General features: G+C 44.2%; 22 protein-coding genes. 11 read left to right on the top strand and 11 right to left on the bottom strand.

Translation table 11 applies throughout. The features are described 5' to 3' along the window. Positions 1–230 precede the first annotated feature (230 nt). Entirely contained in the window at positions 231–1,859 is a 1,629-nt protein-coding gene (locus MHM98_RS14640; RefSeq protein ID WP_239440099.1) for a methyl-accepting chemotaxis protein, read from the top strand. Positions 1,860–1,928: 69 nt separating this feature from the next. Here MHM98_RS14640 and MHM98_RS14635 read toward each other — a convergent pair whose 3' ends face one another. Beyond that, positions 1,929–2,126: a YheV family putative zinc ribbon protein gene (locus MHM98_RS14635; RefSeq protein ID WP_239440125.1), complete on the bottom strand. Its 198-nt coding sequence runs from the start codon at positions 2,124–2,126 to the stop codon at positions 1,929–1,931. Between the two features lie 121 nt (positions 2,127–2,247). On the opposite strand from MHM98_RS14635, the gene MHM98_RS14630 reads away from it, so the two are divergent. From MHM98_RS14630 to MHM98_RS14605, 6 genes are all read left to right on the top strand, one after another. Beyond that, positions 2,248–4,191, top strand: a complete 1,944-nt coding sequence (locus MHM98_RS14630; protein ID WP_239440098.1) for an ABC transporter ATP-binding protein — start codon at positions 2,248–2,250, stop codon at positions 4,189–4,191. 19 nt (positions 4,192–4,210) lie between these two features. Next, positions 4,211–4,699, top strand: a complete 489-nt coding sequence (locus MHM98_RS14625) for a TIGR02444 family protein (protein ID WP_239440097.1) — start codon at positions 4,211–4,213, stop codon at positions 4,697–4,699. A 20-nt stretch (positions 4,700–4,719) separates the two neighbouring features. Continuing rightward, positions 4,720–5,622, top strand: coding sequence for a sugar phosphate nucleotidyltransferase (locus MHM98_RS14620; RefSeq protein ID WP_239440096.1), 903 nt, complete (start codon positions 4,720–4,722; stop codon positions 5,620–5,622). Positions 5,623–5,698: 76 nt separating this feature from the next. Continuing rightward, complete coding sequence (locus tag MHM98_RS14615) at positions 5,699–6,688, top strand: hydrolase (RefSeq protein WP_239440095.1); 990 nt, start codon at positions 5,699–5,701, stop codon at positions 6,686–6,688. After that, the gene (locus tag MHM98_RS14610) at positions 6,685–6,912 is read left to right on the top strand and encodes a YheU family protein (RefSeq protein ID WP_239440094.1); all 228 of its coding nucleotides are present in this window, start codon (positions 6,685–6,687) and stop codon (positions 6,910–6,912) included. The genes MHM98_RS14615 and MHM98_RS14610 overlap by 4 nt, the downstream gene beginning before the upstream one ends. 74 nt (positions 6,913–6,986) lie before the next feature. Continuing rightward, on the top strand, positions 6,987–7,883 hold the full coding sequence (locus MHM98_RS14605; RefSeq protein WP_239440093.1) for a phosphoribulokinase: 897 nt from the start codon (positions 6,987–6,989) through the stop codon (positions 7,881–7,883). Between the two features lie 12 nt (positions 7,884–7,895). Here the strand turns inward: MHM98_RS14605 and MHM98_RS14600 are convergent, their stop codons facing one another. The 3 genes from MHM98_RS14600 to glp all read right to left on the bottom strand — a co-directional run bounded on the left by MHM98_RS14600 (position 7,896) and on the right by glp (position 11,033). Then, entirely contained in the window at positions 7,896–8,867 is a 972-nt protein-coding gene (locus MHM98_RS14600) for a questin oxidase family protein (protein ID WP_239440092.1), read from the bottom strand. A gap of 117 nt (positions 8,868–8,984) precedes the next feature. Beyond that, positions 8,985–9,740, bottom strand: coding sequence for a molybdopterin-synthase adenylyltransferase MoeB (locus MHM98_RS14595; protein WP_239440091.1), 756 nt, complete (start codon positions 9,738–9,740; stop codon positions 8,985–8,987). A 30-nt stretch (positions 9,741–9,770) separates the two neighbouring features. Next, positions 9,771–11,033 (bottom strand): gephyrin-like molybdotransferase Glp, encoded by a 1,263-nt coding sequence (gene glp, locus MHM98_RS14590; protein ID WP_239440090.1) that lies wholly within the window; start codon positions 11,031–11,033, stop codon positions 9,771–9,773. A gap of 178 nt (positions 11,034–11,211) precedes the next feature. On the opposite strand from glp, the gene MHM98_RS18970 reads away from it, so the two are divergent. Beyond that, positions 11,212–14,472: a sensor histidine kinase gene (locus MHM98_RS18970; protein ID WP_239440089.1), complete on the top strand. Its 3,261-nt coding sequence runs from the start codon at positions 11,212–11,214 to the stop codon at positions 14,470–14,472. Here MHM98_RS18970 and MHM98_RS14580 read toward each other — a convergent pair. Further along, positions 14,444–16,519, bottom strand: a complete 2,076-nt coding sequence (locus tag MHM98_RS14580; protein ID WP_239440088.1) for a winged helix-turn-helix domain-containing protein — start codon at positions 16,517–16,519, stop codon at positions 14,444–14,446. The genes MHM98_RS18970 and MHM98_RS14580 overlap by 29 nt on opposite strands. A 160-nt stretch (positions 16,520–16,679) precedes the next feature. Here MHM98_RS14580 and MHM98_RS14575 point away from each other — a divergent pair, with 160 nt between their 5' ends. Beyond that, complete coding sequence (locus MHM98_RS14575) at positions 16,680–17,819, top strand: MBL fold metallo-hydrolase (protein WP_239440087.1); 1,140 nt, start codon at positions 16,680–16,682, stop codon at positions 17,817–17,819. Between the two features lie 5 nt (positions 17,820–17,824). Further along, positions 17,825–18,253, top strand: coding sequence for a hypothetical protein (locus MHM98_RS14570; protein ID WP_239440086.1), 429 nt, complete (start codon positions 17,825–17,827; stop codon positions 18,251–18,253). Here MHM98_RS14570 and MHM98_RS14565 read toward each other — a convergent pair. From MHM98_RS14565 to MHM98_RS14545, 5 genes are all read right to left on the bottom strand, one after another. Then, positions 18,234–19,022, bottom strand: coding sequence for a transporter substrate-binding domain-containing protein (locus tag MHM98_RS14565; RefSeq protein ID WP_239440085.1), 789 nt, complete (start codon positions 19,020–19,022; stop codon positions 18,234–18,236). The two genes, MHM98_RS14570 and MHM98_RS14565, sit on opposite strands and share 20 nt — an antisense overlap. Before the next feature lie 248 nt (positions 19,023–19,270). After that, positions 19,271–20,068, bottom strand: coding sequence for a DUF1338 domain-containing protein (locus tag MHM98_RS14560; RefSeq protein ID WP_239440084.1), 798 nt, complete (start codon positions 20,066–20,068; stop codon positions 19,271–19,273). Between the two features lie 114 nt (positions 20,069–20,182). Further along, entirely contained in the window at positions 20,183–21,652 is a 1,470-nt protein-coding gene (astD, locus tag MHM98_RS14555; RefSeq protein ID WP_239440083.1) for a succinylglutamate-semialdehyde dehydrogenase, read from the bottom strand. Positions 21,653–21,674: 22 nt separating this feature from the next. After that, the gene (astA, locus tag MHM98_RS14550) at positions 21,675–22,688 is read right to left on the bottom strand and encodes an arginine N-succinyltransferase (protein WP_239440082.1); all 1,014 of its coding nucleotides are present in this window, start codon (positions 22,686–22,688) and stop codon (positions 21,675–21,677) included. Between the two features lie 58 nt (positions 22,689–22,746). Then, entirely contained in the window at positions 22,747–23,952 is a 1,206-nt protein-coding gene (locus MHM98_RS14545) for an aspartate aminotransferase family protein (RefSeq protein WP_239440081.1), read from the bottom strand. A gap of 207 nt (positions 23,953–24,159) precedes the next feature. Here MHM98_RS14545 and MHM98_RS14540 point away from each other — a divergent pair, with 207 nt between their 5' ends. Beyond that, positions 24,160–24,588, top strand: a complete 429-nt coding sequence (locus MHM98_RS14540) for an Lrp/AsnC family transcriptional regulator (RefSeq protein WP_239440080.1) — start codon at positions 24,160–24,162, stop codon at positions 24,586–24,588. A 42-nt stretch (positions 24,589–24,630) separates the two neighbouring features. On the opposite strand, the gene MHM98_RS14535 is transcribed toward MHM98_RS14540, so the two are convergent. Then, a complete protein-coding gene (locus tag MHM98_RS14535) occupies positions 24,631–25,686 on the bottom strand; it encodes a serine protease (protein WP_239440079.1) in 1,056 nt (351 codons plus the stop codon). Positions 25,687–25,792 lie beyond the last annotated feature (106 nt).

The raw sequence follows: 25,792 nt of genomic DNA, 5'->3' as shown, positions 1-25,792 counted from the left end.
CTCTAAGCTTTCAAAAAAGTGAATCAGCACCTTACCTTAATCACTAAAGAAGCGCTACAAATGAGCTAAGGTTCAGTTCATAGTAAAGATAATTCAGTTTCAAGTTTTCCTTTCATCGCCAAAGCTTTGCCATTACTATCATTTTGATGTAAGAAATCTAGAGCTATTCGGGTCTGCTATTTAGATCGAATCCCCGAATAACTATTCTTTAAAGACTAAGAGCACATGTTATGACAATTAATCTGCGTTTAATCCTCGGCTTTAGTGTCGTACTAATGATGATGGTGGTACTTACCGTTATTGGTATCTCTAGAGTGAACTTTATTGATGAGCAAATCACCCAAATCACCGATGTTAATTCGGTAAAACAACGCTACGCCATTAACTTTCGCGGCAGTGTTCACGACAGAGCAATCGCTGTGCGCGATGTTGTTTTTGCCCGTGACAGTAGCGAGTTAAATAAAGATATCGAAGATATTCGTACGTTAGATAGTTTCTATCAAAAATCAGCGACAGCGATGCGCCAAATCATGACATCAGACATGACAGTCACCAGCGATGAAAGACGCATCTACGCCCAAATCAACAATATTGAGCAAAAGACGCTACCGTTAATTGAGCAAGTCATTAGCGCCAAACAAGCTGGTGATGAAGCAACAGCAAAATCGATTCTTCTCAACCAAGCTCGCCCAGCCTTTGTAGAATGGCTTGCCATCATTAATGAATTTATCGATTACGAAGAAGCTATCAACCAACAAGCCACCAAAGAAACACGCGCTGTGGCAAGCTCTTTCCAAACGTGGATGATTGTACTCACAGCCATTGCTATCGCTATTGGCTCTGGTGTTGCTTATCGCATTAGTTATCAAGTACGCCAAGCTGTTGGTGGAGAGCCCAAAGAAGCAGCCAAAGTCGTGGCCAACATCTCGCAAGGTAACCTTACTGGCGAAATAAATTCTTGCTGCCCTAATAGTATGATGGCGTCGGTTGAAGTGATGCAAAAACAACTCAAAACCACGGTACACAGCATTATCGCCTCGTCAGATGAACTGTCAGACCGCGCCATCAGCGTAACCGCAGGCTCGATGCAAGCGCTCGAAGCTGCCGATCGCCAAGTTGCGCAAACCAACAATGCTAAAACAAGCCTCGATTCTATGAGTGATAGCATTCACAACGTGGTAGAAACGGTACGTCAAACCGAAGACAACTCTAAGGCGACGGTTGAGCTATCTCAGCGCGGCCGCGATGCAGTGCAAGATGTAGCAACAGAAATTGAGAAAATCTCCACCACGGTTAAAGCCACAGTATCGCAAGTCAATGTACTACAAGAGCGAGCTCGTGAAATCGGCGATATTATCAATGTTATTCGCGGTATCTCTGAGCAAACCAATCTACTAGCACTGAACGCAGCCATCGAAGCAGCGCGCGCGGGTGAGTCAGGTCGCGGTTTCGCTGTTGTCGCCGACGAAGTACGTCAACTTGCTCAACGTACAGGTGATGCGACGGGTGAAATCGAGTCGATGATCAATCAGGTACAAGAAAATACCCAAGCGTCGGTAACGGCGATGGAAACAACGGTACCGCAAGTTGAAAACGGTCTAACGTTAACCCATCAAGCCAACGAAGTACTTAACGATATTCAGCGCCAAGCAGACGACTCGCTGGCTAAAGTACTGGAAGTGGTCAATGCCACCAATGAGCAAGTCGCGACGATTTCAGATGTCTCATTAGGAATGGAAGAAATCACTGTGATGTCGCAAGAAACCAGTGAAACGCTGAAGAACAATGCTTCGCAAGCCGAATTGCTGGAAACGCTATCCGGCAAGCTTAAAGGGGATATTGCTTATTTTAAGGTGTAAGCTTTAAGGTATAAGTTTTAAGGTATAAGTTTTAAGGTATAAGTTTTATGATAGCCTTAGCTACAATTGCTAAGGCTTAAACACCCCAATCACTTGGCTTGGCTGCGGCGCAGCTTTTGCCACTTCATCGTCAACCTGTGATTGCTTGTGACCACACTCAACACATTCCACTTTTTCGACATCATTTTCTTTATAAAGCATTAAAGTATCGAGCTCGTTACAGTTTGGGCATTTAGCGCCAGCGATAAAACGTTTTTTGCGTTGAATAGACATCATTCTTTACTCTGTTTGGCAATGGCGGCTACTTTAACATATTCAGCATCACAATCTATCGATTAACACCCGTTTGCGTTATGATGCGCGCAATTTATTTTTCAGATGTTATCCCATGATCGTTTTTAAAGATTTGCAATTACTTCGCGGCGGCAAAGAGCTGCTGAAAAATGCCAACGCCACCATCTACCCCGGTGCCAAGGTTGGTCTTGTCGGTGCTAATGGCTGTGGTAAATCAAGCCTGTTCGCACTTATTCGCGGTGTACTGCATCAAGATCAGGGAGATTTCTCTTATCCAAGTCAATGGCAAATGGCATGGGTAAAACAAGAAACGCCATCGATGGATCGCAGCGCTCTTGATTATTGTATTGACGGCGACGTGCAATACCGCGAATTTGAAGCGCGATTAGCTCAGGCAGAAGCCGACGACAACGGCCAAGAGATTGCCGAAATGCACGCCGCAATCGATAACATCAACGGCTACTCTATTGCTGCGCGCGCGGGTGAGTTACTCCACGGTTTAGGTTTTAGCGATAGCCAGCTTTCATCGCCAGTATCGAGCTTTTCAGGTGGTTGGCGGATGCGTCTAAACCTAGCGCAAGCACTGCTGTGTCGCTCTGATTTACTGCTCCTCGATGAGCCAACCAACCACCTCGATTTAGACACCGTATTGTGGCTAGAAAAATGGCTGCAAAGTTATCAAGGCACCTTGGTGCTGATTTCTCATGATCGCGATTTTCTCGACAACGTGGTGAATCAAATAATTCACGTTGAACAGCAAACCATCTTTAATTACAGCGGTAACTACAGCGCCTTTGAACGTCTACGCAGTGAAAAGCTCGCGCTGCAACAAAGCATGCATGAGAAGCAACTTAAAGAAAAAGCTCACATGCAAGCCTTTGTCGATCGCTTCCGCTACAAAGCCAGCAAAGCAAAACAAGCACAGAGCCGTTTAAAAGCCTTAGAGAAGTTAGAAGAAATTGGTCCGGCGCATGTCGACAGTCAGTTTAGCTTTAAATTCTTTAGCCCAGATCAGCTGCCATCACCGCTAATACAAATGGAAAAACTCTCGGCGGGTTACGGCGATGTCACTATTTTAGAGTCGATAAAACTCAACCTAGTGCCGGGCTCACGCATCGGTTTACTGGGTCGCAACGGTGCGGGTAAATCAACATTAATCAAACTGTTAGCTGGCGAAATTGAGCAGCAATCGGGCAAGATAGTACAGGCTGGCGATTTAAAAATTGGTTACTTTGCTCAGCATCAACTGGACTCACTACGCAAAGAAGACACCGCCCTTGAGCACATGGTGCGTCTAGCGCCAGATAAAACTGAACAAGAGCTGCGCAATTATCTTGGCAGCTTTGGTTTTATCGGCGATATGGCGATTGAGCCTATCGCGCCATTTTCAGGGGGCGAAAAAGCCCGCTTAGCCTTAGCGATTTTAACTTGGCAGCGTCCTAACCTATTGCTACTCGATGAGCCAACCAACCATCTCGATTTAGAAATGCGTTTGGCACTGACGATGGCTTTGCAAAACTTCAATGGCGCTATGGTTATCGTATCCCATGATCGTCATTTATTGCGTGCCACTACTGACGATTTCTACCTTGTTGATAACAAACAAGTACAGCCATTTGATGGCGATTTAGAAGACTATCACGCGTGGCTTAGCGAGCAACAAAAAGAGCAAAAGGCAGCCGATAAGCTGGCTATTGCCTCGCAAAAACAAACCACGGAAAAAGCTGCGCCGAAAGTCGATAAAAAAGAACTAAAACGCCTACAAGCTGAATTTAGAGCAACCTTATCGCCGCTTAAAAAGCAGTTCGACAAAGTCGAAAAGCAAATGGAAAAAGAGCAAGACGAGCTAGGCGAGTTAGAAACTCAACTTAGCGACACCGATTTATACCTTGCCGAGAACAAAGCCAAGCTAGCACCATTGCTGCAACGCCAGGGCGAACTGCGCTCATCGATTGATGACTTGGAAATGGAATGGTTTGAGCTGCAAGAGCAAATCGAAGAAAAGCAACAAGCCTTCGACAAGAGCTTAGAAGCTTAATAAAAGGATAAGAAGTGGCATGGATATAACAGACAAGGTCAAAGTAAGTAGCGATGAACTGTGGCAATACAGTCTTGAAGTGTATGACGCTATTAAGGACATTGCTATCACGCTGCAAGATAATTATGGCCTCAATATCAATGTATTGCTGTTATCTGGTTACACACAAACGCTAGGCTGTGCTATCGATGAATACGATATGCACAAACTGGTGGCGCAAACCAAAAGCTGGCAAGAAGATATTACCAATCCGTATCGCGAGCTGCGCCGCGAGCTAAAAGCGACAATTACTAACGAACAATATCAAGCAATGCTCAGAGTCGAGCTTGCGCTAGAGCGTGAAGAACAATGGCGACTCGCGCAAACCCTGCCAGCTTTGCCGCCACACAATGTCGAAGCACAAGCCAATATTCTTAGCTGTTTAATTGCTTTTAATGTACCGCTAGAGCAATTAACCGAACAAGAATTAATGACGCTTTATAGCATTGGCCAACGCGTTGCGCATTAGAGCATAATCAGGACTCCGTTATGACGACATCGACAAAATTCCCAGCATCAAGTTTTTCATTGGTCGTTCTAGCGGCAGGGCTTGGTTCGCGCTTTGGTGGCCATAAACCCTTAGCAGGCTTTGGCCCCCACAATATCACCTTGTTAGAGCTCAATATCTTCAATGCTTATCAAGCAGGTTGTCGTCATGTTGTGTTGATTATTGCGCCGCAAACCCAGCAAGTCTTTAATGAACATTTTGCCCAGAAATTACCAAGCGATCTCACCATAGAATATGCCGAACAACGCCTAGATGATCTGCCCAACGATAAAGTCATCGCGCAGCGCGCTAAACCGCTAGGTACAGCGCATGCGCTGTGGAGCTGTCGCCATTTAATCAAAAACGGTTTTGTAGTGACTAATGGTGATGATTATTACGGTGCTAGTGCATTTAATATTGCAGCTCAGCACTTTAGCGCTAATCCGTCACAGTGGGCGATCGTCGCTTATGAGTTAGAAAAAACCTTATCACCTCACGGTGGTGTCAATCGAGGACTTTGTCAGCACAACAACGACAACACGCTGCGTTGTGTCACCGAATGTTACGAGATTCAGCAATCTCCACAAGGAGTTATCGGTCAACAAGAAGGAGAAGCGATTTCGCTGCCCACGAATCAGTTAGTTTCCATGAATTTCTGGTGCCTAGCGCCTGCCATTTTTGACAACTTAACTACTTTTATCGCTAACTTCGTCGACACCGCCAGCGCGACTGACGAGTGTCAGCTACCTGATGTCATTGCCCAAGCTCTAACGACAGAAAAAGTGGCTGTTTATCGGAGCCAGTCGCAATGGTTTGGTTTGACATATGCCGATGATAAAACTTGGGTTAGAGAACAGTTAATGCAATTAACATCAGCAGAGCAGGCGTTTTATTCGCAAAAATAACACTGCGCCATATGCTCAGTGCCGAATTTTTGCTATATTTTCTCTTTATTATCGTGTGCTAAAACTTTGTGAATTAATGTATAAACCCAGCCAATTCAAACCTGCATGGTGGGCTAGAAATCCCCACGTACAAACTATCTTTGCCGATCTTCTCACCAGCCGTAAAAAGCCTGTTGGCACACCAGAGCGATTGGAGTTAGCCGACGGTGACTTTGTTGACCTAGTGTGGACCCGCAAACTGGAGTCACAATACACAGGGCCTTTACTAGTGTTGTTTCACGGCTTAGAAGGCTCGATAAAATCTCACTATGCTTATCGACTACTAAAATCACTCAAAGACCACGACTGGCCAGGCGTGATGATGCACTTTCGTGGATGTTCGGGTGAGCCTAATCGCCTGCCCCGCGCTTATCATTCGGGTGAAACAGAAGATCCGCGCTACTTTATCGAACACCTCACCGAGCGTTTTCCACAAGCTAAACTCTTTGCTGCGGGTTACAGCCTAGGCGGCAACATGCTGCTTAAGTATTTGGGGAAGTATAAAGAAAACTCTTTGTTGTCTGGCGCGGCAGCCATTTCACCACCGCTGGACTTATCGGCGTGTGAAGTCCGCTTAAAAACAGGCTTTTCACGTGTTTATCAGCATCACCTACTTTCTCGTATGAAGCGCAACTTAAAGAAGAAAGTGGCGCAAATGCCAGAGCTAGTATCCAAACTAAAAATGGACAATGGCGTCGATGGCATTGGCACCTTCAAAACCTTTGACGAGCAAGTTACTGCGCCACTACACGGTTTTAAAAATGCCGATGACTACTATCAAAAATGCAGTGCGATGCAGTTTTTAAGTCACATTACCGTGCCAAGCTTGATCTTACATGCCAAAGACGATCCTTTTATGACGCATGCCGTTATCCCAGAGCCGCATCAGCTTTCAACGCAAGTGGAATACGAGCTGACTAACAAAGGCGGTCATGTCGGTTTTATCGGCGGTAAATTTCCATGGCGTCCACAGTTTTATGTCGAAAACCGTATTGCCGAATTCTTTAAAAAGATTTACCACGCATGATCATTCCAATTAGTTCACTGCCGCCAGCCACGTTAGACAATATTCTCAAAGAGCACATCTTGCGTGAAGGCACCGATTACGGCGAGCAAGAAGTCAGCATCGATACTCAAATGGAACAGTTAAAACAACAGCTTATGCGAGAAGAAATCGTGTTGGTTTATTCTGAAATTCACGAGTCAGTCAACTTATTGCCCAAAGCGCAGTTTGTTCAAACAAGCGATTGACCTGAAGCAGAATAATTGATTAACTGTGCCACCGACTTTAACAATTAAGTAACAACTACCTGTAGGTAATAAATATGTCTGAACTCCATCCGATCATTGCGATTACTGGCTCCTCTGGCGCTGGTACATCAACATCGACCACGGCCTTCAAACACATTTTTCGCAAACTGGATGTCAATGTTGCTTACACCGAAGGCGATAGTTTCCATCGTTACACCCGTCCAGAGATGGACTTGGCGATCCGCAAGTGTAAAGAAGAAAACAAAAGCTTGTCCTATTTTGGCCCTGAAGCCAACGACTTCGAGCTATTAGAGTCCTTTTTTAAAACCTATGGTGAAACTGGCCAAGGCGAGATCCGCCGTTATCTTCACACCTTCGATGAAGCCGTGCCATATAACCAAATGCCGGGTACGTTCACGCCATTTCAGCCGCTACCTGAAGACAGTGATTTGCTGTTTTACGAAGGATTACACGGCGGCGCGGTCACCGACGAGCACGATGTAGCGCAACACGTCGATTTACTCATCGGCATGGTGCCTATTGTCAATTTAGAATGGATTCAGAAGATCATTCGCGATACCCACGATCGCGGCCACAGCCGAGAAAAAGTCATGGACTCTATCGTGCGCAGTATGGACGATTATATCAACCACATTACGCCGCAATTTTCTCGCACTCACATTAATTTCCAGCGCGTACCAACGGTAGATACCTCAAACCCATTTAGCGCCAAAGATATTCCTAGCCTCGACGAAAGCTTTGTTGTAATTCGTTTTAGGGGCGTAGAGTCAACAGATTTCCCTTATTATCTGCAGATGATTGAGGGCTCATTCATGTCGCGAATTAATACGCTGGTCGTGCCGGGTGGGAAGATGAAGTTAGCGATGGAATTAATTTTAACTCCTGTTATTCGCCGCATTGTCGAGCGTAAGAAGCTCGCCCAACAACGCTTAGCACAACAAGATAAATAGCTCTAAACGGATTTAAGCTGGCTCGCTATAAAGAGTAACGTAGTGAGCAGCTACCTGATGAAATACATCTTTCTCTAGCATATTGTCCAACTGCTGACAGGCATAGCACAGCTCAATCAAATGCTCATTGTGGCTAGCACAGCAGAATTTTACGATTTCTTGCCACGGCAATAATTCTGGTTTTTCAGTGTTAGTCATCGATGGGCTGCCAGCACTCAAATAGGCTACCACTATCGCCTGCCACAAATGACGTAAACCAGTAACTTCATCTTCCATATAGGGCGTAAGCTGACTAAATGAATAACAAGCCGTCACACTGTGCAACATGGTAAAATCGCCACTCATTTTATAAATGGTCGCTGCCGCATTGGCGATACTTTCAAAGTCGATAACTTCAGGTTGATGGGGTGTTGTTTGATAGTCGATAAGGGTGGTGACACTTGTCATGCGTTCTGTGGTATTTCCGGCGCCAAAACGAATATGGCCGATAGATTTACTCACACCACGCAATAAGCTGGTTGGTCTTTTCAAGCAGGTTTCGCCAAGCTCGCCCAATGGCAAATGCAAGGCTTGCCATAGCGCTAGCGATATCGCAATATCACTCAAGTTCTGCTGGCTCACCGCATAGGCTAAACGATTCAGCGCATAAAAATTGCCAGCACCAATACCGGTAAGCAGTTGCGGCAGTTTCGCTTTCAACACCGACTCAATACCTTCAGTTTCAAGTCTTTGATGGAGCGCGTCAGACTGCTGCTCAATATCACTGAGTTCAGCACTTTGCATCTCACAATGATTCTCGGTATCAGAAGATAACACCAAGCGCTCACAGTAATACTCGCGAAACGCCTCTAGTTGTTCATTGGTGGCGCCAAATCGCTCTAAAGCGACAATGGACATGGGGAAATGATTGAATAATCGGTGATTGTAGGTGATGGCATAATCTTGAAAGGTATCGGCGATCTGGCTGTAATACGACTGGCTCATAAAACTCCTTAACGATGAACCCCGTATTAGGTGTATCCATCTGAAACTAACGACATAGTGTTAATTTTAGTAGAGCTTTGATTTTTCGAAGGATGGTTTAATTTCCAGAGTCAGCACTTAAGTATTACAAACGGAGCATGTGCTGCTTTTTTTAAGCGTCATTTCACGAAAAGACATGGTTGAGAAATCCCCGAGCAATAGCCGACCAACGAGTGGCTCTCCGATCCCGACAATGAGTTTAATCGCCTCAGTCGCCTCAATGGCACCGACGATACCAACACTGGGGGCCAATACCCCAGCATCTAAACAAGAGAGTTGTTGCTCGCCAAATAGTAGGCTAAAGCATTGATAACAGGGGGAATTAGCGTCGTAGTTAAAAACAGTCACCATACCCTCAAGCCGGATCGCCGCCGCCGACACCAAAGGTGTTTTTTCGCTAAAACACAACCTGTTTAGCTGTTGCCGTGTCTCTAGATTATCGGTGCAATCGACAATGACATCACATTGCTGAATTAAACAAGTTAGACCCTCATTGTCGAGCTTTTGCGTGATAGGTTTGATATCAATCTCTGGGTTATTCAATCGCAATAATTGCGCGGCCGATTCCGCCTTATTGATTCCGATATCTGCCGTTTGGTGTAACACCTGACGCTGTAAGTTAGAAAGCTCGACGGCATCAAAATCCACCAGCGTTAACTTGCCTATACCTGCAGCTGCAAGGTATTGCGCCGCCCCGCAACCTAAACCACCAACACCAATCACAGCAACATGCGACTGTTGCAGCTTTTCTTGACCAACAAAATCAACACTCGGCAAACTGATTTGCCTTGCATAACGCTGCTCTTGTTGTGGGCTAAGGATATCTTCACGCATAGCTATCTCTGTATATTACGAGGTTATAAATTAAGCCTGTAAATTAGCGGCGAACAATTCAATCATCACCGTTTCACCTGCCGCCACATTACCCTGCATTTGCGGCAACACAATATAGCAATTGGCTGCACACATACTGCCAACCATACCAGAACCTTGGCCACCTGTTGTTTCTACTATCAAGTTGCCTCTTTCATCAGTTGCTGCAAATCCACGTTGAAACTCCAACCGACCAACATTCTTGCGCAGCGGCGTTTTACAGGTTGCACCAAGCAGCATTTGCGGACTATCGGCCTCACCCGCTAACTTTTTCAACACGGGTTTTGCCACCTTATCAAAAGTCACCATCGCCGACACTGGATTACCCGGCAAGCCTAAAAAGACACTGTCGCTGAGGTAACCAAAGGCCAAAGGTTTACCGGGTTTAACGGCGACTTTCCAAAATTCAATATTACCTAGTTTATCTAGCACTTCCTTGGTGTAATCCGCTTCGCCAACTGACACGCCGCCGCTGGTAATCACTACATCCGCTTCACTGTTCGCCTGACTAAAAGCCCGTTCTATCTGAGAAACGCAATCCGGAATAATGCCGTAGTCTAAAACGTGACAATTGAGTTTTTCCAACTGAGCAATTAGTGAATATCGGTTGCTATCATAAATTTGTCCTGCAGCTAACGGCTCACCAAGTTCAATCAGCTCATCGCCAGTTGAAAAAATAGCAACGGTCAGCGGCTCAAAAACTTCAACTTCTTTAAATCCCATTGATGCCAATAACGCAATGTGGCGAGCACTTATCGGCGTGCCGCGTTTAAGCACCACATCCCCAGCTCGATATTCATGCCCTTTCGCACGAACGCATTGCCCTGCCTTAACCTCGCTATCAATAGTAATACTATCGCCGTTAACCGTTACCTTCTCTTGCATAATGACGCTATCACAACCTTCTGGCAGCACCGCCCCCGTCATGATGCGAACACATTCTCCGCTTGTAATAGCTCCTGAATATGGATGACCCGCAAAAGATTTTCCAACAACGCGAAATTCATTACTGCTTTCTAAATCCTGCGCCAACAGTGCATAGCCGTCCATTGCCGATTGCGAAAACGGCGGCATATCCATCGGCGATAAGACATCGCACGCAAGGACCTTGCCTAATGCTTGGCTAAGTGGAATAGAAGTCGAACAGGATTTTACACTGACACTTGCAAGAGCTTCTTGCAGCGCTGTTTCATAAGCTAGCATTGGGTGCTGGCTATTTGAGATATCACAATAACTCATGGCATTGAAAAACATGGATTAATCATGCTCACATGCTAACACACCATACTTATAACGCACCTTGCATATTCACGGATTAAGAAAATAGAACGACAAATAGCTAAATAATCGGTCAGATTTACCGCAAAAAACTAAAAAAAATAAATCACCTGCTATGCTTAATATTTACTCTGCTATCTGATTAGGACAAAAAGTGCGATTTTTATCGGTAGTTTTATTGCTTTTGCTCAGTAAAGGGAGTTTTGCCACCACAGCCCCCAGTACCGCATTACTTAACAAAAATAACGAAGTTTTTATCACACTAGATCAACGTCATGGACTCGGCCAACCAGCGGTTTTATCGATGGCTCGCGATAATTTAGGCTACACTTGGGTTGGCACGCAATCTGGTTTAAATCGTTTTGACGGCTACAAATTTTCTCAATTTAATGACAAAGGCTCGCCACTAGCAGAGCTTGCTGGCACTTATATTTCATCCCTTTGTACCACACCAAATAATATCCTTTGGATTGGCACGCGCTCAGGCCTTAGCCGCTACAATTACCAAACAGGTCAAACTGCTGTAATCACCACCGCCAATTCCCAAATTTCTTCAAATAAAATATCCAGTCTCTCCTGTGGTAACAATAAAGTTATTGCAGGTACCTATGAGCACGGTTTTTTCTCTATCGACAGTGAAACAGGAAAAGTCATCACTGATTCTATTAGCGCAAAAATGCAAGTTCACGACATTATTCAAACGCAGCATCACAACTACATAGCTAGCTCAAGTGGTTTGTTTAGACAACATAAAGACACCTTTGAGGTCGAAAAGCTCCTCAGTGACAACGTCTATACCCTCGCCTCATATCAAGGCTGGATTTTTGTTGCCATTAACAATAGTGCGGTGCGCCGTTACAAGCTTGACGGTAATTACAAATCATATGAATGGCAGACCTTTATTCATCAAGGCGACTATAAAGCCATTAATGCCATGACGGTACTGCAAAATTCGCTGTGGATCGCGAGCAAACGCGGCTTACATCGTTACGATCTCTTTGGTAATCAAGTTCACCATTACACAGCTAACGATAATGCAGGCACCGGCCTCGTCGACAATAACATCTTATCGCTGCGCGCAATGAATCAACACACACTGTGGATAGGAACATCTAGCCATGGTATTAGCCACTTGAATTTGAGTAGTCGTCAACTTGGACATATTGACCAAGACATATTTGGTAATGAACTTTTTGCTAATCACGATATGCGCTCATTTCAATTTGACGCTCAACAACGACTGTGGATGGGCTCATCACAAGGACTCTATATTGCGGATAATAATACAGTAAAACCAGCATCGGATTATTACTCAGCGTTAAGTAAATTCGATATGGCTTTTATTGCCGACATCCGATTCTTTAATGGTGAGTTGTGGCTTACTACATTTGGACATGGCGTTGTTCGGTTTAACCTTGAGACTCGAAAGCTCAAGCGTTACTACACTCCAAAGCCTAAACAAATCCGACGCTTTATCGACCTAGAGCCGTATCGAGGAGAAATCATTACTGTCGCGCGCCACAATGGTTTATTTCGATTCGATGAACAGCAAGATCAACTTGTGCCAATGTTTGAAAATGTAAAAACGCCGATCCCTAAATCAATTTATGAAATCGAAGTAATCGACGGTGATATCTGGGCAGGTTCACTAGGAGACGGGCTACTAAAAATTCAAGACGGCGAGCTCTATCAATTCACCAAACAGCAAGGCGCACCATCCGATATGGTGTACACAGTAGTAGAAAGTGATAACGGTTTAATCTGGGCGTCAACAGATGCAGGCATTGCCGTGGTAGACAAAAAACTTTCACTTAAGACGGTAATCAACCGTGAAACAGGTTTAGCCAACGAAGCGGTTTGGACAATGATCAAAGATCAACAAGGCTTTATTTGGGCAGGAACTAGCGGCGGACTGTCTCGCATCGACCCAATTGATTACAGCGTTACCAATTTTAGCGTCTTGGATGGCGCCCAAGGCTTGGAATATAACTTTGGCGCAGCTGCATTAAGTAATCATGGTTATGTCGCTATTGGAGGATCCGACGGTTTTAATTACTTCGATCCCACCAAAATCACGCTAGACAGCACGCTAAACGCCATTACTCTTTCTCAAATTACCGTATTGGGACAAGCAGTTTCTCCCAAAGCAACACCAGAAATTGCGCAGCAAGAAGTTGAGTTTTTACAAGCAATCGACCTCAACTATCAGCAAGATATCCTCTCATTCAAATACACTTCTCTTAACTCTTCGGCACAAAATGTTGAGTACTACTACCGTGTGTTAGGGCTTTCAGATGATTGGATCAAAATGAATCAAGACAGTCGTCAATTCAATCTCATGAAGCTGCCACCGGGTAACTACACCATTGAGGCCTACGCAAAAAATGACAACGGTTTTACCTCTCCTATTCACCGTTTAGCGGTTAATCTAGCCGCACCATGGTGGTGGAATCTATACAGTAAAACACTGTACTTGTTTATTATCTGTGGCTTATTGATGTGGTTCTATCACATTAGGCAACAGGTGCTCAGAAATTTAGAAGCGCAAGTCGTTGCCCGGACAGAGCAATTATCGAAAAAGAATGAAAAACTAGAAACTGCAATGGCCAAGCTAAAACACGCGCAATCAAGTTTGGTTGAAAGTGAGAAAATGGCTGCACTAGGCGGTTTAGTAGCTGGCGTTGCTCATGAAATAAATACGCCGCTTAGTATTGTAAAAACCGCGGTATCTCATAATAAAGACGCTATAGTTGAATTAACTAAATTGGTAGAAGACAAAGCGCTAACCGCCTCTAAGCTAGATAAATCATTGGCGGGACAAAACGAAGCATACACGCTAATGCGTTCAAACCTAGAGCGTGCAATTCACTTAATTTCGACCTTTAAACAGGTCGCAGTCGACCAAAGCACAGAAGCGCTGCGCGAAATTGAGCTGACGGAATACATCAAAGAAATCATGCTGGCAGTTCATCCATTACTGCGCAATAAAAATATTGAACTACGCATCGAAGGGGAAGACAACATAACACTGCAATCTTACCCTGGTCCGCTCTATCAAATCCTCACCAACCTTGTGAATAATTCAATTACCCACGGGTTTGAAGGTCGAGACAATGGCGAGATTTCAATTGAAGTTATTCGCAAGACAGACACTGCCACCATCTACTATCGCGACAACGGCAATGGGATTGATCAGGCAATTATCGATCAAATCTACGAACCCTTTATCACCACCAAACGCAACGAAGGCGGCAGTGGGCTCGGAATGCATATCGTGTACAACCTAATCACCCAACTATTCAAAGGCAGCATCGACTGTAAGAGCCCACAAAGCGGCGGCGTGTTATTTACCATAGAGCTGCCCTATTCGCCTGAAAAAACCGAGGCTATTGAAACTCAATCAATTCTTTTTTAACACTGATCACTTGGTTGAGTAACACGCCAGACTCATTTACATCAGTTAGTGCTGATATGTCATCGCCGAGCTGTTTTACGTAATGTAGCTGCTCGGTGGCCAAGTCATAGCGCCACAATTGGCGCTGCTGATTTAGCCCCCACAGTTGATTGTCGTAATAGTGAAGATTCTGTCTAAACACCTGATTATTTAGCGCTGATAACTGTCGCTGTTCACTACCAATCAACCACACATCGCCATTCTCCAGCACGCTAACAATTTGTTTAGCGTCCGTAGATACTGCAGAAATGGTCGCCTCACTGCTAAGGAGTTTAAGCGAGTCCGGCTTATTAATATCAAACTCATACAACCTAGCTTGGTGTGATTGCTCCGCTAACACTATAAATTTCGACGTTGTTGGCCAGCTCATCAACTGCATGATTGGCAACACAGAATCTATTTGCAGCACCTTTCCACTGAGATCAACCATGACTATTTTTTGCTGATGCAGCACAGCGATCCTTTCGCCATTCGCCGCCCAAATCAAGCTATCTCTTGCGATGCCCGTATCAAAAGCAGTCAGCTGAGTTACCTGATTATTTGAAGAAATCCACAGCTGATGCGTGCCACTGCGCTTGGAAATAAAAGCAACTGCTTCGCCATTTGGCTGACGTTTTGCGCTTAGTTCGACACTCGTAGATCGCGCAATAACCGATGGTTTTCCGCTTTTTATATCATCCCATGTCACTGCCACAATATCTTTATCGCTACTCATCTGACTGGCAACAATGCGCTGTCCCGACGGGTGATAATTGGCATCAAACACATCGTTATGTCCCATAGTATTAATTGGTGACAACTGGCCGTCAAATGACAAATCAAAAAGTCCCAACGCCGTATCAGTTAATAGCGATTTGCCATCGGGGTGAAAATAGACGTTATAAAATTCATAGCTAGCGTCCTGACGACGCAACGCAATAGGATGGCTCGACAAACGTTTGCCATCGAGACTAATTACATCAATGTAATGATTGCTATCGACATCGCGACTGGTAAGGGCAATTAAGTTAGTTTTAAACGAGTAATCATAGCTATAAATATAACGCTCATCGTCACGATACACATCGTGCAGTTTGTTATCGCGGGGATCTAACACCGTCAGTTTATTTAAATAGGGTTCAACTTCTCGCAGCATGGCAATTTTGCCGTTAGGAAGAAAGCGCGCCACCGCATTGCGCTGGGTATCACAATCAAGACGTGTGACCACCGACTGCGGCTCAGATAAGGCGCTAGAAAAATCGAGGGTATTAATACGCCAGCAGATCTTCTCGGGCTGCGCATTTTGTACTGGGAGTTGGCAATTCCCACGCTCAGAAAAGGTCAGCTGAGAGCCATCTTGCGACCAACTATGACTGCCGTAAATCCCCGGCTCCTTGGTCAATCTAAACTCTTGTTGCGTAGTTAAATCCTTGGCCCAAATATGATGCTCACAAGTCGCCTGAAAACGATGAAATACCAAATATTTACCATCTGGCGAATAACGGGCATTGGTCTCTCGCTCATCGCTCGCCGTCAATGGCACCACGTGGCTAAACTGATGACGCGGCGATTTATTAAATTGCCACCATGCCACCACCAACACTAACAAAAGCATCGGCAGCACTAGCCACAACTTGTTCTCAGCCTTTGCTGGGGAGTCATCGCTCGGCGCTTTTTCGGCAACGACTGACTGCTGAACACTTGGCGTAGGATCATCCCAACACACGGCGGCTTCTAAGCTGTAACCTTGCTTAGCATGAGTTTTGATAAAGGCTTGATGCTTACTGTCATCGCCAAAAGCTTTGCGCAACTGGGCAATGCAGCGCTGTAACGTATTGGGAGTTACTATAGTATCTGGCCACACAGCATCCATTAGCGTGTCATGACTCACTACTTCGCCGGCATGTTCAGCCAACACGGCGAGTACCGCCAACGCTTTTGGCGCAATTGGCGTTTGTTGTTGTTGATGTGAAATCTGATTGCGCTTAATGTCGATCAGATAATTGTTCACCCAAAACTGCTGAGACATCTCTCTGTCATTCCCCAAATAATCTGAGTCTTATACTACTGATAAATTCAGCTGTGATAAGTCTTTCACGTAAAAATCAGCCAAAAATCAGCTTTTTTTCATGTAAATATTCAACAACATAGCTAATTTGTGTTCAATCTAAAAAAAATGGAACAACACCATGAACACAAGCATTTTAATACGCATATTTGCGATACTGTGGGTTAGTGCAATCACCTTTTGCGCTGACGCAGTGCAGGCAGCTCCTCATTCGCCCATCACAATCTCAAAAATCAACGACAATCTTTATGTCTTTACGCCAGAAAAAGGCCGTGGCTCAAATGTCGGCGTTGTCCTGTCTACAGATGGCGTACTTCTTATCGATGCCATGAACCGCAAAGAAGATAACCCTAAGTTACTCAGTGCGGCTTTAAAATCAATTACCGACCTTCCGGTAAAATTCATTATCAATACTCACAATCACGGCGACCACACTGGCACCAATCAATATTTTGTTAAGCGCGGTGCGACGATTATTTCACAACGCAATGTATTAAGAGAAAAAGATAACAGTGAGCACCCACTGACATACAATAATCAATGGTTTATCAATCGACAGCTAATCATGAATTTTGGCGGCCAGCGAATAGAAGCAAGCGGTGTAATTGCCCATACCTACAACGACTTAATTGTCTATTTACCACAATCGAACGTTGTCTTTATGGGAGATGTTTTCGGCACTAATTGGGGACCAAACAGCTCTCAACAAGCCGACGGCGTACTCGCCCAAGTGCTAGCTAATATCGATAACAAAACTAAGGTCGTTCCGGGACACGGATTCGTCACCGACAAAAGTCATCTAGCCCAATATCGAACTAACAGTGCACTGTGGCTAAATACCATTTACCAATCAGCTGCGAATGGCGCAACTGCAGAATCAATTCTAGCGACACCAACTATCAGCAAGTTAGTGAGTTTCTTTAGTGGCGGCAACAAAGAAGGAGGTTATAGCGACCCAAATAATTTAAAACGACGCATTCAACGAACAATGAATGCCAAGCCAACTAAAGACTTTGTAATAAAAGACATCACACCTTATCTAGGTCAGCACCAACTGTCTGACAATCAAACCATCACAGTTTTTGAACAGGCAGGCTTTTATTATGCCGCTATTGAAGGGCAATTTGTCGCACGTCTGCGCCCTGCTTCACCGCAACGCTTTAACTTCTCTGGTTGGCCAAACGGACAGCATTTAACCTTCAAATTACAAGGCAACAAAGTCATTGACGTTGAGCTTGTTGTTCCACCAGCACAGGAATAGTCACCATGCGTTATATCACTTACTTTATCTTATTGTTTTTGGTGTCATTACCAGCAGCAAACGCCAAAGAGCTTAATTCCGAACAACTTGTCGAGCGAGTTAAGCAAGTCAACGAATTGCAAAACAAAGTGCTTATGGCAGGCTCAACCAAACAAGACATCGACTCGTTGTTTGCACAATACACCGATGATTTTACTTATGTTCATGAAGTCTACGGCGGCACCTATTCTCGCGCAGGCTTATACAAGAACACCGTGAGATTTCACGGCCAAGGTGACTATCAATATCAACAACCTCGCTATCAAATTATCCAGATGATGACTGGATTAAACGCGATTGCCGTTATACGAAAACAATTCGATGGCGAAATCCATTTGAGTGTATTTGAATTTGACGGGGAAAAAGTAAAACGGATTATTGAGTATTGGCGCTAACAGCAACAGCATCGCGTAAGCTATCAGCAAATTCGGGACTTGCCGCAACGCGTTGATAGCTTTGCTTAAACAACTCAACGATTGCAGGATTGGTGCTTTTACTCAATGCGATATAGGCATCGTTTTGTTTAACGTTTTTTAAGGTAAATAAAGATTCAACTTCATCGATATCTCGCTGATACTGCTTGAGATAATATTCAAAGATAGAGCTGTCCACCAAAATTAAATCGACGCGTTTATTGAGAAACAGATTGATACTCTGCTCAATGCCAGCCGCGGGATAGAGATTGCTTTCATTAAATCCCTGCGCCAACAAATAGCGATGAAAAAAGTCGTCCCGATAGACGGCGATGTTGTAATTTTTCGCATCTTCAAGCTTGTTAATTACAATCGGCTTGCGGCCTTTTAGGCGATACATTTGCGCTGAAAAGCTCCACACGCGTCCAACCCAATGAAACTTATCTTCGCGCTCTTTGGTGCGAATTATCGGAAAAATTAAAACATTAGGTTTAGTGGTGGCCCATAAATAACTGCGCGCCCAAGGAAATACATCGATGGAATGTGGCAATCCTGTATCTTTGGTTACAGCTTGCACCAATTGTGCGACTTTGCCATGAATTTGATGACCTGACTTTGCCATCTGTAATGGCGGCATAAACTCGGTAACAACTTTGATGGAAGGTTTCACCACGGCATTAGCACAGCCCACAAATAGTGCGCTAACTAGCGTGAAGACGAAGAAAACTGATTGATAAAATAGCTTATACATAAAGTAACCGAGTAATTTAAGCCATCCATTGCAATCCACTTAACAGGAGCTTGATTGCAAGCAGCGAAGATCGGCGTGATACATTCTCAAACCATCTGAAAAAGCCTGAGTATAACCATGCTATCTCACTTGTCTTACAGGTGTAAATGACCCGATAGGGTGATTTATTTCACTGGCAATAGGAATAAAAAAAGCCCACCAGCAATTTTGCTGATGAGCTTTTTATATGTAGAAAAGCTTACGTTAAATTAGTTAACGTTAGTACTTTCGAAAATTTTGTCAGCAGAAGCTGCAACGAAACCAGTGTACTCGTTGCCATCAGCCATGTTGAAACGCTCAGCGAACTCGTAGAAACACGAAGGAATTTCTAACTCACCGTCGCTGAATGTAGCCACAGCAGTATCAGCCATAGTTGAAGATTGCTTTAACAATACTTCTTTGCTGCCTTTGATTTCGCCGCCAGATACGTTTAGACGGTAATCAGCTGCTTTAAGCGCTTCGTTTACTGACTCAAGATCCGTGTAACCAGATAGCTTGTTTACGTGTACAGTGAAGTGGTTTGCACGGTAACCCCAAGCCGCAGTCCAACCAGCGTATTCGCTTTCGCTAATTAGCGTTTGGTAGTCAGCCTTACTTACCTGCCAAGGTGCGCCGTTGTATACGAATTCAGGCGCAGTAGTCACGCTTGCATCAACTTTGTCAACTAGCTTGTGAACGATAGCTTGTAGCTCTTCTGAACACTCTTCAACGCGTAATTCACTGATGAATACTTTTGGTTGATCTGGGTCGCTGTGCTCAAAGTGCTTAGCGCTTAGTTTCTTCGCTTCAAAGTTGTATTGACCTTTTTCTTCGTAGCCCACTTTTTTGAAGTGTTCAGCTAGAACTTCTAGGTTTACTTTAGCGATGTTAAAAGTACGCAGTGCGATGTGATCGTTAATGATCGCTTCGCCCTTACCTAAAAGCTGACAAATTTTCTCAGCCGAAGGCGTTACTTGAAGGTATTGTGTCCAAAGCTGTTGGAATAATTCATCTACGTTGTTGTGCATAACTTATCCTATTTCTCATCTTGTTAGTTAAGTAGGCGAGCCAATCGCCTACCAATATGTGCATTATAATGATCGTTTCCCGCTAATCTTTAGCGCGAGATCAAATAAAAGTGACTAAAACTTAAGGCCCGGCGTTAAGTTTTCTGGTAATGCAACTTCATCGGCTTCCATTGAAGCAACTGGGTAAGCACAGTAATCAGCCGCATAGTAAGCGCTTGCTCTGTGGTTACCACTTGCGCCAACACCACCGAATGGTGCTGCGCCGCTTGCGCCTGTGATTTGCTTATTCCAGTTAACGATACCTGCGCGAATACGTGCGAAGAAGTAATCGTAGTCGTCACGGCTATCAGCCAGTAAACCTGCCGATAAACCAAAGCTGGTGTTGTTTGCTAGTTCAATCGCTTCGTCGAAGCTTGAGTAACGGATGATTTGCAGCAATGGACCAAAGTGCTCTTCATCTGGTAATTCACGGGCAAAGTCAGTTACATCAACCAGACCCGGTGTTACAAAACCAGTACCTGCTTTATGAGTCAGCTTGATTAATACCTTAGCGCCCTTCTCGATTAGCATGTCTTGTGCCGCAACCATTGAAAGTGCCGCTTTCTCGCTAATCATTGAACCCATGTATGGCTGGTCTTCATCGTCGAAATTGCCAACTTTAATTGATTTAGTCACTTCAACTAAACGCTCAATCAGTGCATCCCCTTCCGCGCCATTGGCAACGAATAGTTTACGTGCACAAACACAGCGTTGACCTGTGGTTACGTAAGCCGACTGGATGATGTCGTGTACTGCGCCATCAACATTAGCTACGTCTTTAACGATTAATGGGTTATTACCACCCATTTCTAACGCTAAGATTTTGCCCGGCTGACCAGCAAATTGCTTGTGCAGTAGGTGACCGGTATTTGAGCTACCTGTAAAGAACAAGCCGTCGATTTCATTGTGATTAGCGATAGCAACGCCAGTTTCAACTTCACCTTGTAGTAAGTTGATAACACCCGCTGGCAAGCCAGCTTGCTCCCACAATTTAACCGTTAGCTCACCAACGCGTGGCGTTAATTCACTTGGTTTGAAGATGATAGTGTTACCCGCAAGTAATGCTGGAACGATGTGACCGTTTGGCAGGTGACCTGGGAAGTTGTAAGGACCAAATACCGCAACAACGCCGTGTGGTTTGTGACGGATAAACGCCTTAGCACCCGGTGCTGGATTTTCAACTGTACCAGTGCGCTCGTCGTGTGCTTTGATTGAAATACCAATCTTGCCAGCCATGCCCGCCGCTTCAGTACGAGTTTCCCATAGTGGCTTACCCGTTTCTAAAGCAATCGCGTGTGCTAGTTCTTCTTTGTTTTCAACAAGCAGTGCGCCAAACTTTTCAACAATCGCTTTACGCGCTTCAAAGCCGATTTGTGCCCACTCGAAAGACGCAGCACGTGCCGCTTTCATGGCAGCATCAACTTGCTCGCCAGTTGCTGTTTGACCAGACCAGATAACATCGTTGTTTGCTGGATTTACCGATGTTACGTCGCTGCCTAAACCTGCAACCCATTGGCCGTTAATAAATTGATTTTGATGAGACATATTTTCTCTCCTCTAGTACTGACTAAATAGCCAACACGCGAATTGGATCATTATCGCTAACGCCTAATGCGTCAGCCTGCTGCGGCGTAATCATTGCCGTCTCGCCGTCGATAGCGATTTGCGCTTCCATAGCTCTAAAGTTTTCTAGCACCGTGTTACAGATAATGTGTGGTACAGCGTCGCTAACTTCGCTAGTCACCTTCACGCTTAAACGCTTGCTCTCTTTCACCGATTTAATTTCAGATAACTCACACTCAACTGTTGGTCCAGCATCGAAAATATCTACATAACCACGGTGTACAAAGCCTTCGCGTTGTAGAAGTTTTAATGCAGGCGCTGTTTTCTTATGAACGTGGCCAATGACATCTTGTGCTTCTTGGCTCAGTAAATTGGTGTATACCGGATAACGTGGCATTAACTCGGCAATAAAGACCTTATTACCCAAGCCCATCATGTGATCGACGGTTTGGAAATCCATGTTAAAGAAATGCTCTTGCAGCCATTGGAAGAACGGAGAATGACCTTCTTCATCAGACACACCGCGCATTTCTGCAATAACGGTTTGTCCAAAACGCTCGGCAAATTCTGCAAGCATCAAGAAACGGAAACGCGATAACACACGACCATTGTTACCAAAGCGCGCTTTCTCTTTTAAGAACAGCGTACAAACCTCAGCAGCACCCGTGTAGTCGTTACACAGCGTCAGCGTATTAATCACATTGTGCAGTTTTAATTCCTGCGATGAATGCACCACTTTACCAAGGTGATAGTGATAAAACGCACTATCTAAACCAACTGATGCTTCGATACCACTAGTACCAACGATTTCACCCGTTTCAGTATCTTCCATCACCAATAAATAACCTTGGTCACCCGGCTTATCCACTTGCGCCACAAACGACTCTTCCGAGTGTTTAATACGTTTACGCAACAGATCTTCATTGATTGGCAACGACGTGAAACCTATTCCCGTATCAATCGCAATCTGCATTAACGCTGGATAATCATCACTAGTAATCGGACGGATAATTAGCATAATAATTCCTCAAACAAAAAGGACTGAATAATCAGCCCTTTAATTAAGTTATTGCTTATTAAGCGTTAACGATTTGCGCTACTGCTTTTTCAAAACGCGCTAAACCTTCAGTGATATCAGCGTCAGTGATGATTAGTGACGGCGCGAAACGAACGATGTTAGCACCAGCAACTAAAGCCATTAAACCGTTGTCAGCAGATGCAACCATGAAGTCACGTGCGCGACCTTGGTACTTGTCGTTTAGTACCGCACCTAGTAATAAACCTTTACCACGGATTTCGCTAAACGCGTTGTATTTCGCGTTAATCGCTTCTAAACCAGCGCGGAATTGTGCTTCTTTTTCTTTAACGCCGTTTAATACTTCTGGCGTGTTTACGATATCCATTACCGCTTCACCAACAGCACAAGCTAGTGGGTTACCGCCGTAAGTTGAACCGTGAGTACCAATCTTAAGGTGCTTAGCAATCTCAGCAGTCGTTAGCATAGCGCCGATTGGGAAACCGCCACCTAGTGCTTTCGCTGAAGTTAAAATGTCTGGAGTCACACCTAAATCTTGGTAAGCGTAAAGTGAACCTAAACGACCAAAACCAGTCTGTACTTCATCGAAAATTAATAGTGCATTGTGCTCGTCACATAACTCACGAACGCCTTTAACGAAATCAGCTGTTGGGCTAACTAAACCGCCTTCGCCTTGTAATGGCTCCATCATTACCGCACAAGTGCGCTCTGACATTAATGCTTTTAGTGCGTCTAAATCGTTGTAAGCAACGTGCTCAACAGCGCCCGGCTTAGGACCGAAACCGTCTGAGTAAGCTTCTTGACCACCAACAGTTACCGTGAAGAACGTACGACCGTGGAAACCTTGTTTGAAGGCGATGATTTGGTCTTTGTCCGCACCGTAGTTATCTAATGCCCAACGACGAGCTAGCTTAAGTGCCGCTTCGTTAGACTCTGCACCAGAGTTAGCGTAGTAAACGCGATCAGCGAAAGTCGCATCAGTTAGCTTCTTTGCTAAACGTAGCGCTGGCTCGTTAGTCATTACGTTACTTAAGTGCCAGATTTTGCTCGCTTGATCATTCACAGCAGCTACAAGTGCTGGGTGACAGTGACCTAAACAGTTAACCGCGATGCCGCCTGCGAAATCAATTAGCTCGTTGTCGTTTTGATCCCATACACGAGAACCTTCACCACGTACTGGAATGATGCTTGATGGTGCGTAGTTAGGTACCATTACTTCGTCAAATAATGCTCTTGTTACTGTCATAATAAATTTTCCTACTTTGGTGCCTACAACCGATGATTGCAGACAGGTGTTTCTTATTGTTTCATCGACTGCTTGCCTCAAACGACAGTTTCGTTGATTCGCAAACAGCATTACTCCTTATTATGTCGCTTCAATCATTCAATTTGCAGTGTCGATATGATATTTTTAACCATATAACCTATCAAATTAACCAAATAGATCGTCATTATGATAAATAAGAAAGATGAAGAGCTATTAGCCCTACTACGAGAAAACGCCCGCGCCAGTGTCTCAGATCTAGCCCGCGCCCTGCATTTATCCCGCTCGACGGTACAAAACCGCATTACCAAATTAGAACAAAGCGGCATCATCCAAGGCTACAGCGTTAACTACGGCAGCGAATATCTCGACGACATTGTGTCTGCCCACGTGCTGATCAAAGAAAGTCCTAAGTTGGTATCGAAAACCAACCTTGAACTACAACGCATCCCGCAAATCGTCGATCTCCACGTCATCAGCGGCGAATACGATCTCATCGCCGTGGTGCAGGCACAGTCACTCAATAAGCTGAATACGGTATTGGAAGAAATTGGTAACCTAGAAGGGGTGGAACGAACGAATTCATCGGTAATTTTGGCGACTAAGTTGAAGCGGTAAAGCTAAACTATTAAAATTTTAATGTTCAGCTGCCTCATTATTTTAATTTCTAAAATTATAGCTATATGAATAAGATGGCAGTTCATACTCTTTTGAAAGTCTTATTGTTTCGATGTTTTCACCATTAGAATCTATACGAATAATAACCCCCATAGTTTGCTCGACAAATTCTTCGTAGTAGGGATGAGGCGGCAATGGTGCATGATAAGGCATTTTTCCCTTAATTTGGTTTTCAATTAAATTTTGAAGGACATCGATATGCCAGCACTTTCCTAAAGCTAACTCCTGAAGCTTAGTTGTACCAACTACCCCAGAATAAACTCCTAAAATGCTATATTTTTGACGCTGTTCGTAGCCAATATCCTCTGGTGTTGATTCTGTGATTGCCAAAACATCACCTTCATCAATTCTTTTTAGTACGTCTTGTCCGCGCTTGGTACGTGCGACCATTATTGAAACATCTTCAGATAAAACGACTGGCGAACCTGACATCCCTGCTCGAGTCAAACTATCTATTAAAATCACTTTATCTGAAATTAGAGCTGAGGGTTCACTTGCAATACTCCCCCTTTTCCAGATAGGTAAAAAATAATGGTCAAAATCATCAAATGATTCCTTTAAAGAATCCTTATCAAAAGGATAACCTAAAATAAACACATCTTTTCCAACCAAAGGAGTTAATGAGTGTGAATCAAGTTCTGAAAAGATATCAAAAATATGAAAATACTTATCTAAAGTCATTGAAATAGGTAATACAATTAAATCAACAGTATTCCGCTCTGGATGTTCCCGCCATAATGGCTCCAGCTCTTTGTTGTATAACGGGAGTGACAATTCAGTAATCATATTATCTTTGCTAATTACAGTGATTTTTAAAACTTCAGGTACACTCCTCCCTCTATTTTTTTGCGGGTTATTCGGATCTAATCCAGTGACAACGTGCCAATTCGTTACCAATAATATTTTATTTTCAGTTTTTACAAAAAAGCCTGTCGCATTGGCTCGCTTACACCATTCTCCGTTGTTTCTGTTAATCGCATAAGACTCAATGTATACAGTTATTCTAGATAAATCATTTATCACTTTAATAAAACTCATTATTTAATACAGGTAATTTTTTAACGTAACTTTAAGAACAAAAACATATCAATAGCGAGATTGACGGAATTAAAGCAAAATTAAACATACAATAACTTCAACGATA

It is taken from the genome of Psychrobium sp. MM17-31 (genome assembly GCF_022347785.1).
Taxonomy (GTDB): Bacteria; Pseudomonadota; Gammaproteobacteria; order Enterobacterales; family Psychrobiaceae; genus Psychrobium.
Note: the sequence above shows the minus strand (reverse complement) of the source record. Positions and strands in the feature narration are given on the sequence as shown.

Coding starts and splice junctions, on each gene's coding strand:
- MHM98_RS14545 (WP_239440081.1), bottom strand. CDS start 23,952: ATGACAGTAACAAGAGCATTATTTGACGAAGTAATGGTACCTAACTAC.
- MHM98_RS14625 (WP_239440097.1), top strand. CDS start 4,211: ATGGATATAACAGACAAGGTCAAAGTAAGTAGCGATGAACTGTGGCAA.
- MHM98_RS14605 (WP_239440093.1), top strand. CDS start 6,987: ATGTCTGAACTCCATCCGATCATTGCGATTACTGGCTCCTCTGGCGCT.
- MHM98_RS14540 (WP_239440080.1), top strand. CDS start 24,160: ATGATAAATAAGAAAGATGAAGAGCTATTAGCCCTACTACGAGAAAAC.
- MHM98_RS14565 (WP_239440085.1), bottom strand. CDS start 19,022: ATGTATAAGCTATTTTATCAATCAGTTTTCTTCGTCTTCACGCTAGTT.
- MHM98_RS14595 (WP_239440091.1), bottom strand. CDS start 9,740: ATGCGTGAAGATATCCTTAGCCCACAACAAGAGCAGCGTTATGCAAGG.
- MHM98_RS14560 (WP_239440084.1), bottom strand. CDS start 20,068: ATGCACAACAACGTAGATGAATTATTCCAACAGCTTTGGACACAATAC.
- astA (WP_239440082.1), bottom strand. CDS start 22,688: ATGCTAATTATCCGTCCGATTACTAGTGATGATTATCCAGCGTTAATG.
- MHM98_RS14535 (WP_239440079.1), bottom strand. CDS start 25,686: ATGAGTTTTATTAAAGTGATAAATGATTTATCTAGAATAACTGTATAC.
- astD (WP_239440083.1), bottom strand. CDS start 21,652: ATGTCTCATCAAAATCAATTTATTAACGGCCAATGGGTTGCAGGTTTA.
- MHM98_RS14610 (WP_239440094.1), top strand. CDS start 6,685: ATGATCATTCCAATTAGTTCACTGCCGCCAGCCACGTTAGACAATATT.
- MHM98_RS14615 (WP_239440095.1), top strand. CDS start 5,699: ATGTATAAACCCAGCCAATTCAAACCTGCATGGTGGGCTAGAAATCCC.
- MHM98_RS14570 (WP_239440086.1), top strand. CDS start 17,825: ATGCGTTATATCACTTACTTTATCTTATTGTTTTTGGTGTCATTACCA.
- MHM98_RS14580 (WP_239440088.1), bottom strand. CDS start 16,519: ATGTCTCAGCAGTTTTGGGTGAACAATTATCTGATCGACATTAAGCGC.
- MHM98_RS14620 (WP_239440096.1), top strand. CDS start 4,720: ATGACGACATCGACAAAATTCCCAGCATCAAGTTTTTCATTGGTCGTT.
- MHM98_RS14640 (WP_239440099.1), top strand. CDS start 231: ATGACAATTAATCTGCGTTTAATCCTCGGCTTTAGTGTCGTACTAATG.
- MHM98_RS14600 (WP_239440092.1), bottom strand. CDS start 8,867: ATGAGCCAGTCGTATTACAGCCAGATCGCCGATACCTTTCAAGATTAT.
- glp (WP_239440090.1), bottom strand. CDS start 11,033: ATGTTTTTCAATGCCATGAGTTATTGTGATATCTCAAATAGCCAGCAC.
- MHM98_RS14575 (WP_239440087.1), top strand. CDS start 16,680: ATGAACACAAGCATTTTAATACGCATATTTGCGATACTGTGGGTTAGT.
- MHM98_RS14630 (WP_239440098.1), top strand. CDS start 2,248: ATGATCGTTTTTAAAGATTTGCAATTACTTCGCGGCGGCAAAGAGCTG.